Below are 8,940 nucleotides of genomic sequence, written 5' to 3'. Positions count from 1 at the left end.
ACAGAAAAATCCCCTCCATAGTAAACAGGTTAATGTGCTTTCTTTTTCCTGTCTACTATAAGGGGATCATATCATACGAGTAGGCTCTTTCTTTTATGTATTCATTTTCTATGGTTAATAATTTGGCTGAATATACCCTAATTTTATTCCCTTTGTGACAGCTTCTAAAGAAGAGGAAACAATGTTACAAGAAGCATCACCTTCAAAAATTTCATCAGCCGATAAAATAAGGGAAGTTCAACATAATGGACATAAACGGTGCTTATACATGTAAAGTAAGATGTCACGAAAATGAATAAAGCCTGATAATTTTTGTGCGCTTTGATTATGTAGAAATAGGGGGAAATGACATGAAAGGCAATACTCCTAAGAAAATTTTATTTATTCAATCGGGAATTCCTTTTTATTATCCAATGATCGAAGCAGCAATTTTGAATAGTTTACAAAAGGTAAACAGCGATACAAGTATGGTGAGTCCGGAAAAAGCTATAAAAACCGCGTTAAAAATGAGACCAGATTTTATTTTGGTACTAAGCGGTTTAAGTGAAGAATTTTATCATATTATGCCATTCTTAAAAAAGGCAGGGTTTACTACTGGGCTTTGGCTAACAGATGATCCTTATTATACGGATGTAACACAAAATCTTGTTCCGTATTATGATTACATATTTACGCAAGATTTAAATTGTATCAAGTTTTATAGGGCGATAGGATGTAAGAATGTGTTTCATCTTCCTTTAGCAGCGAATCACGAGGTATTTAAACCTTCTCTTAAAGAAGATACATATAAGTATGATCTTAGTTTTATAGGCACAGCATTTGAAAATAGAATTAACTTTGTTGATTCTATTTCAGAGTATTTAGCAGAAAAAAACACAAAAATTGTAGGGTTCGGTTGGGAGAAGTTAAAGAATTATGAAAGGTTAAAGGATAAAATACAACTCTTGCCACTTGCAAAGTATGAAGATGCGTTACAATTTTACGTATCTACTAAAATCAATATAAATTTGCATCGTTCACTAATTGATCAGGAATTGAATTGTAACTCTGCAAATATCCAAGCATATTCAGTAAATAATAGGACGTTTGAAATTAATGCCGTAGGTTCTTTTCAATTAACTGATATACGCCCAGATGTAGCAAAGCATTACATACCAGGTGTTGAAATAGAAACTTTTAATAGTGCATCGGAGTTTATACAAAAAGCGGAGTATTATTTGGAACATGTACAAGAAAGAAAACGTATAGCTGAAAAGGGGCTGGATAGGACTTTGAAATATCACACATATGATAAACGAATCATACAATTATTAAACTATATTAATTTGAGGGGCATGAAGATGTAGTTTAACCATTAACTTAAATGAATTATCATCGGTATACATGAAATTAAGCATTTAATGCACTGGAATAGACCAGAAGAGATTGCTGAAGATGTATTAAATTGGTTCATATAAAAAAGAGTGATAGGGGATAAGCAAAAGCATTACAGTTCTATCACCAATTCATTTTTTGCTATAATGGATGTGAAGCAGAAAACAGATAGAAAGATACTGCTAGTAATTTATACTTAAAATGTAGGGAGATTGAACAGAGTTATGGGGACAGAAAAAGAAATTAGTTCCGCTAAATTAATATGGAAGATGACGCGCCCGCATACGTTAACGGCGACGTTTTCTCCTGTAATTTTAGGGACAGTCGCATCACTTTATGTTGCCAAAATTGATTGGCTTTTATTTATTGCGATGATGCTTGCATGTTTAGCACTGCAAATTGCAACGAACTTATTTAATGAGTACTATGATTTCAAACGTGGATTAGATACCGCTGATTCTGTTGGCATCGGTGGCGGAATTGTCCGTCATGGATTGAAACCAAAAAATGTTTTAACAGTTGCGCTTTTATTGTATGTAGTAGCAGCAATTATTGGAGTTTATATTTGTATGAATAGTAGCTGGTGGTTAGTCGTCATCGGTTTAATTGGAATGGCGGTTGGCTATTTATATACAGGTGGTCCATTACCAATTGCGTACACTCCGTTTGGAGAATTAGTTTCTGGATTGTTAATGGGGACATGTTTTGTACTCATTGCTTTCTTTATTCAAACGAATACGATAACGACTGAAAGTGTATTGATTTCCATTCCAATTGGAATTTTAGTCGGTGCAATCAACATGTCAAATAACATCCGAGATATTGAAGAAGATATTAAAGGTGGAAGAAAGACATTAGTAATCCTCCTTGGGAGAGAAAAAGCAATAGTAACACTAGCTATAGCCTTTTTCATTGCTTATTTATGGATCGCTGTAATTGTATTGATGGGTTATATAAGTCCTTGGGCATTAGTGATGTTCCTAGGTTTACGAAAACCAATCTCTGCCATTCAAAGTTTCCAAAAAGGGGCAAAGGATCCCGGATATATGCGCATCGCCATGAAATCAACAGCGATGACAAATACGATTTTCGGCTTCTTATTATCAGCAGGATTATTAATTAGTTATTGGTTTTAAATGAAAAATATTGTTAAGTGACTTAACCCCAATTTCTCAATTTTACTATTGAGAGATTGGGGTTTTTATTTTGCTTTTGTTTAACGTTAAGAACATTTTCATTTGAAATGCAAATACCAATAAATTGCAACTTCATCATTTTCAATATCCAAACCTTTATAAACAAGAAAATCAAACCCACCAATTACAAATCCACATTTTTCATAAAATTTACATGCTGCGACATTATTATTTTGCGTTTCAAGCATGATACCGGGCATATTGCCTTCTTTTACCCACTTCTTTGCTTGGTCAACTAATCTTTTACCAACTCCGAGTGTACGATATTTTTTATCCACTGTTATATCTTCTATGTAAGCATAGTGATTCCAATTCTTTTTCAATATTATGAATCCAATGATTTGGTTATGTAACAGTGCTATGTAAATTACTTGATTAGGGTTATTAATATATTCATTGTACGCTAGTTCTTCATTCTCATTTTCATTTTGCTTTTGTAAATAACTTTTTTCATAACTCGGAACGTCTTCTACTGTATATTCTATGCGTCTATTTACTTTTGAAAGAGAAAGCATTAACCGAGCATTCACTATAAAGCTGTCATCAATCTCCGGGAAATTATCTAAATCATTTGTTTCTAACTCTCTAATTAAAAGGCTCATCGTGATACCTCCAAATCATATTATTTTTTCTGGTTCTTTATTTCATCCGAATTCATTCCAATTACAAAATTATAATAGAATTTCAATAGTAAGGCTATCATTACAAGCTCTTTCTGAAAGCATTAAATTTTATAAAGAGCAAGGGTATGAATTTGGGATATACAGTGATGAGAGTCATTTTTGTTTAAACTTCCAGAAAGATCAACGACTATAGTATAAGCTTATTTCTTTTAAAAAGTGTTTTTATTACTAAATCAATAACTAAGACAAAAGTCGATTTACTATTTTATAAAGAAATCGGCTCTTTCGTTTATGTATTACGTTACAAGAGCTTTCTTATTTTCTCCGGAATGTCCTTTTTAGAAATGTATGCAACAGAGTCTTTATAGTAAGAGTATCTTGTTTGGAATAATTGAGAAAATCTATATTGTAATATGAAAATTGCACTATGATACTAAAGGATACCTTGCAACAATTCCTATAAATTCTTCTCAACAATTGAAAATAAAATCAATCCAGATTATTATATTGTTATTGTAATTATAAATGTAATTACATTTTATTGAAGGAGGATACATAGATGAAAAACTCAAAAGGCTCTATTGAATCAGAGATAAGCAAAGCAATTACTCACTGGGAAAAGGACTACCTAGGACGCGGGTCTATATCTGTTAAGACAGATATATTACGGGATATGATTATCGTAAATTTACAAGGTATTTTAACGCCGGCTGAATATACTGTTTGCGAAACAAAAGACGGTATGCTAACGATAAAGAAAAATCGTTCGGAGTTAGTTGAATCTGGAATTGAAGATCTGAAAGAGATTATACTAGAATTAACTGGAGAAAAAGTGAAAAGCTTTCATACGGATATAAGCTCTCGTACTGGTGAACGAGTAATGATTTTTAAATTGTTCCATAATCTTGAGGAGAAATTTTAAAAATTAAAACCACTGTAGGGGTAGTGGAAGATACACTAAAAATGCAGTGAGATAATTAAGAAACCTACAAGTTGTGTACTTTGTTGTATATTATTAACATGGTAATGATTAGAAAACAAGAAAACTTAAAATTATTTATGTATAATGAATTTTGATTCGAAAAATGGATAAATAAATTGACAAACTGCTTAATATGGTTTATATTATAATTGTTTTAAAAATTAATAGATGCTTATTTTAACTGTTTGCTATAATTAAGGCTTTAGCATTTTTTTAATATGTAATATTGACTAAATGAAAAAGTTTCTTAATTGAAAGATAGCGTATAACATAAATTGATATATTGATTGCATAATCTAGGGGATCAGAAATATACTTTTCTTTTTAACAGGAGTAATACATACATTATTATCCTCTATAAAATGGGAGCTCTTCAAAAAACTTTATTGAAGTTAGTTGAAGTGAAACCGACAATCTCCATAATTCAATGATGATATAAAATCATTGAATTATGGAAGTTGTCGGTTTTTTTTATGGGAAAAAACGATGCACTAAAAAGAGTGAATGAAAATTGAAATTTAAAAAACTATCGTAATTAAAAGGAATTTTTATAGGTTATTTTCGTTTGGAAGGGAGTATTTTACATGTTAATTTCGCTGAGTTCATCAACACTGTTAACATTATTTTTTATGGCGCTTAGTGCTTCTTGGCTAAGTGGATTATTGTTTTTAAATGCAAGGATGCCTTTACGTTTTGTTCATATCCATATTGGTATCGCTGCTTTGCCTTCATTGGTTTCTTTACTCGCACTTGTTAATAACAATGGAGATAGAGTTGTGGGGCCTTGGCATCTAGATACATTAGCTTGGCTAATGGCTTTCTTTGTTCTTACAATTGGCTTAATTATTCAGCGCTTTTCTGTACGTTACTTAATGGGGGATCGCTCATATCGAAAATACTTTGCACTTTTTACATTTACTACAGGTGTATCTTCGGTTGCATGGTTAAGTGATGACCTTCGTTTCATGATTATTTGTTGGGGAGCAACTCTTATAGGATTGATTCTACTCATAGGGCTAAATAAAGGATGGAAAGTAGTTAGTGAAGCAACAAAAATTTCTAGTTATTTATTTGCAATAAGTTGGATTGCCTTGCTATCAGCTATAATCTGGCTGTTTCAAATAACTGGACAGTGGCAGTTAACATCAGTTTTAACGAATGAAAATTTAGAGCAACATGGAATATTAGAAAGAACAGCAATCAATTTATTAATTATATTAGCTGTGATGATTCCAGCAGCACAATGGCCTTTTCAAAGATGGTTAATTGAGTCAGCTGTTGCTCCAACTCCTGTTTCTGCTATTATGCATGCGGGTTTAGTAAATGCTGGCGGTATCATGTTAACTAGATTTTCGCCTCTTTTTCATGATGATATTGCACAAATCATTTTACTTATTTTCTCTAGTATTTCGGTCTTAATAGGAACAGGAATTAGTTTAGTTCAAGTTGATTATAAACGTCAGCTAGTAGGCTCCACTATTGCACAAATGGGATTTATGCTTATTCAATGTGCATTAGGCGCTTATTTAGCAGCCGTTATTCATTTAATTTTACATGGTTTATTTAAAGCCACACTGTTTTTACAAGCTGGTTCCTCAGTACAACGTGTTGAGGTAGTGAAGCAATCTAATGAAAAGATGTCCAATTTATGGATGATAGTCGGGCGTATTTTAGGATTATTTATAGCAATTGCTTTCTGGTTTATAACTTCTGGAGAGGGGTATCAATTAGTTAGTGCGATCATCTTAGGCTGGTCATTATACTTTTCATGGAAACAGCTTGTTGTTTTTGGAGAGGGAAGAATGGGACGAATTGCTGGCTTAATTGTTTTGATTGGGCTTTCTCTCATTTACTTTACCGTTCATAATTCTCTTTATAAATGGTTGCATACTGACATGTATCAAAGTGTTCAACCTTCAGCTCCAGCCGTTATCTTTGTTATATGTATCTTACTATTTAGTAGTGTTATTTGTACTTTCGTTACTCGTAATCAATCTTCTACTTTATTCGCTGTACTTTATCTTTGGTTAGTTCGAGTAGGTGAGGCGAGACGAAAGTCAGTAGAAAGTCATCCAAGCTATCTGAAATATTATGTATCAAAGGGAGGTAATTCGTGATGAGCATACCGTCAATATTAAGGAAAGAGACTTTAAAAAAGAAAGATACAAACATTGATCTACAAGAAAATAATATAAATGATTTAGTTGTATTTGCTAGCCGAGTTATTGCACCACTTTGGCCTATCTCTACATTTGCAGCTCATCACCCTTGGATGGGACTTGAAAAGCAATCATTTGAACAAGTTGCAAATTGGTTAAAAGAAGCTCGTAATGTGGATATTTATCCTAGTGCCTCCATAATTCATTCGGCAAAGGCGAAAGGTGAGATTGAGGAATCATTTTTACAAATTGGCTTGTCTCGTTGGCTTGATTCACAATCTTTTCATATTCCGCGAGAGACAGCGGAGCGTTTTTGCCAAGAAGCTTTAAAGTTAGAAAGATTACCTTCTAGTCTATTATCATCGCCAGAATTAAATAAATTAGCAGAAGAAATACGTTATGTAAATACAGGGAGTATGAAAGACTCTTCTTTGCAACCAATAAGCTCGCTTATAGAGAATCAAAATGGTGACAACCTATCTGATATTCTTAATTATCATATTATTAAATGGTGTAAATTATATCTTGATGACGCCGGGGCAAGTTGGACGATGCCAAATCGAGAGAAAGGTTTTTATCGTGCATGGCAACACCTTATTAAATTTGATCCAGCGCTCAGTAAAAATGAACGTAAAGTTTTAATAGATTGGCCACAAGATGCCAATGTAGCTTTAACAAAAGCATTATCTGAACTAGGAATTTCTGAATCTAACATGCAAGCTTACCTTGAAGGGCACTTACTTTCTTTACCTGGATGGGCAGGAATGATACTATGGCGCTCCCAACAATCAATTGAGGAACAGGAACTTCTCATAGAATATTTAGCAGTTCGAATTTCTATGGAGCTAGCCATTGTAAAAACTTATTTACCTTTAAAAAATCAAAAGGTTGAGAAAAAGGTTTCGGTTGCTCCACTTATAGCTTCTTGGATCTATTGGGGGAATATTTCAACCCGGGAATGGTCACAAATGTCTGCAGCTGAACAAAGTGAATTATTAGCATTTGCTTATCGCTTTGATGAAAATACTCGCAAGAAACTTTGGCTGGAAGCTTGGGAACAGACGCATGCAGAGCAATTAAGGGAGAAGATTGCTGCTAAACAACGTGCAACTAATGATAAAAAGCGTGTATTAGCTCAATTAGCATTTTGTATTGATGTACGTTCAGAACCGTTTCGTCGCCACCTAGAAAAATTAGGTCCGTTCGAAACGTTTGGAATAGCTGGTTTCTTTGGGTTACCAATTGCGACTAGTGAACTGGGCAGTAATGACAGCCATCCTTCTTTGCCAGTTATATTAAAACCGAAACATCAAATAAAAGAGCTAACAGATGAAAATGAATTTAAATCTTATGAGCAACGTAAGATGGTAGGAAGTTCGGTACGTTATACATTTAAAACGATGAAACAGAACGTACTGACAAGTATGTTACTACCTGAGGTAAGTGGTCCTTTACTTGGTTTACAGATGTTGACAAGGAGTTTTGTGCCAAGAAGAGTAGGTGGCTTAATTCGTAACCTTCGTAAAAATATGTTGCAAAAGCCTAATACAACTTTCTCGCTTAATCATGTTCATGACACGAAATGTGAAATACCGATCGGTTTTACGAAAGAAGAAAAAGTGAACTATGTGCGTCAAGCTTTAAAAATGGTGGGACTGACAGAAAAGTTCGCGCCTTTAGTTGTAATGTGCGGCCACAGTAGTCAAAGTACGAACAATCCTTATGCTGCAGCGCTTGAGTGTGGTGCTTGTGGCGGAGCAGCAGGTGGATTCAATGCAAGAGTTTTTGCTACTTTATGCAATCTTCCAGAGGTAAGAGAGGCGTTGTCTGTTGAAGGTATTAAAATTCCTGAGGATACCATTTTTGCAGCAGCTGAGCATAAAACAACAGTGGATGAATTGGAATGGATTTATGTCCCGGAACTTTCGGAAATTGCGCAAGAAGCATTTGATTGTATTGAGTCGATTATGCCAAATGTGAGCCAACATGCAAATAGAGAGCGTTTAATGCAATTACCTAATTTTAAAACGAAAATAAAAAATCCGAGTAAAGAAGCACACCGGTTTGCAGAAGATTGGAGTGAAATACGTCCGGAATGGGGATTAGCCCGTAATGCATCTTTTATTATCGGGCAGCGTGAATTGACTCAGGATTGTGACTTAGAAGGTAGGGCTTTCCTTCATAATTATGATTGGAAACAGGATGAAAGTGGCGATATATTAGCTAACATTATTGCAGGACCAGGAACAGTAGCTCAATGGATAAATCTACAATATTACGCTTCAACTGTAGCTCCTCATTATTATGGTAGTGGAAACAAAACAACCCAAACCGTAACAGCAGGTCTCGGTGTTATGCAAGGAAATGCAAGTGATTTGTTGCCAGGCTTACCTTGGCAATCCGTTATGCAGTCAGATAGTGAGACGTATCATTCACCACTTCGTTTACTAATTGTAATTCAAGCGCCTATTACATTTATAGAACGTTTGCTAAATAGTAATTTCACATTTCGAGAAAAAGTTCAAAATGGGTGGGTTAGACTTGCAAGTGTTGATCCAGAGGGACGTTGGAAAAACTGGTAACAATCATGTAATGAATCATCAACT

General features: G+C 34.1%; 6 protein-coding genes and 1 pseudogene. 6 read left to right on the top strand and 1 reads right to left on the bottom strand.

Translation table 11 applies throughout. The annotated features are described in order from the left end of the window. The first annotated feature begins 350 nt into the window (after window positions 1-350). Complete coding sequence (locus ACQVV1_RS26440; protein WP_242256744.1) at window positions 351-1,346, top strand: CgeB family protein; 996 nt, start codon at window positions 351-353, stop codon at window positions 1,344-1,346. A gap of 252 nt (window positions 1,347-1,598) precedes the next feature. Beyond that, a complete protein-coding gene (gene menA, locus ACQVV1_RS26435) occupies window positions 1,599-2,510 on the top strand; it encodes a 1,4-dihydroxy-2-naphthoate polyprenyltransferase (protein WP_242256746.1) in 912 nt (303 codons plus the stop codon). A gap of 98 nt (window positions 2,511-2,608) precedes the next feature. Here the strand turns inward: menA and satA are convergent, their stop codons facing one another. After that, window positions 2,609-3,172 carry a streptothricin N-acetyltransferase SatA gene (gene satA, locus ACQVV1_RS26430; RefSeq protein WP_242256747.1) on the bottom strand — a complete coding sequence of 188 codons (564 nt, stop codon included), beginning with the start codon at window positions 3,170-3,172 and terminating at the stop codon, window positions 2,609-2,611. Window positions 3,173-3,269: 97 nt separating this feature from the next. On the opposite strand from satA, the pseudogene ACQVV1_RS26425 reads away from it, so the two are divergent. The 4 genes and pseudogenes from ACQVV1_RS26425 to ACQVV1_RS26410 all read left to right on the top strand — a co-directional run. Next, a pseudogene (locus ACQVV1_RS26425) lies at window positions 3,270-3,386 on the top strand (polysaccharide deacetylase family protein); the annotation flags it as partial. 366 nt (window positions 3,387-3,752) lie between these two features. Further along, the gene (locus ACQVV1_RS26420; RefSeq protein WP_000798162.1) at window positions 3,753-4,115 is read left to right on the top strand and encodes a Na-translocating system protein MpsC family protein; all 363 of its coding nucleotides are present in this window, start codon (window positions 3,753-3,755) and stop codon (window positions 4,113-4,115) included. 644 nt (window positions 4,116-4,759) lie between these two features. After that, window positions 4,760-6,292, top strand: coding sequence for an NADH dehydrogenase subunit 5 (locus ACQVV1_RS26415; RefSeq protein ID WP_431169724.1), 1,533 nt, complete (start codon window positions 4,760-4,762; stop codon window positions 6,290-6,292). After that, window positions 6,292-8,916: a DUF2309 domain-containing protein gene (locus ACQVV1_RS26410; protein ID WP_242256754.1), complete on the top strand. Its 2,625-nt coding sequence runs from the start codon at window positions 6,292-6,294 to the stop codon at window positions 8,914-8,916. Before ACQVV1_RS26415 ends, ACQVV1_RS26410 begins: the two co-directional genes overlap by 1 nt. Window positions 8,917-8,940: the final 24 nt, after the last annotated feature.

The organism is Bacillus basilensis (assembly GCF_050630465.1).
GTDB classification, from domain to species: Bacteria; Bacillota; Bacilli; order Bacillales; family Bacillaceae_G; genus Bacillus_A; species Bacillus_A basilensis.
The sequence above is the reverse complement of the archived record's forward strand: the minus strand, read 5'-3'. Positions and strand labels throughout refer to the sequence as shown.

Coding starts and splice junctions, on each gene's coding strand:
- ACQVV1_RS26410 (WP_242256754.1), top strand. CDS start 6,292: ATGAGCATACCGTCAATATTAAGGAAAGAGACTTTAAAAAAGAAAGAT.
- ACQVV1_RS26415 (WP_431169724.1), top strand. CDS start 4,760: ATGTTAATTTCGCTGAGTTCATCAACACTGTTAACATTATTTTTTATG.
- satA (WP_242256747.1), bottom strand. CDS start 3,172: ATGAGCCTTTTAATTAGAGAGTTAGAAACAAATGATTTAGATAATTTC.
- ACQVV1_RS26420 (WP_000798162.1), top strand. CDS start 3,753: ATGAAAAACTCAAAAGGCTCTATTGAATCAGAGATAAGCAAAGCAATT.
- ACQVV1_RS26440 (WP_242256744.1), top strand. CDS start 351: ATGAAAGGCAATACTCCTAAGAAAATTTTATTTATTCAATCGGGAATT.
- menA (WP_242256746.1), top strand. CDS start 1,599: ATGGGGACAGAAAAAGAAATTAGTTCCGCTAAATTAATATGGAAGATG.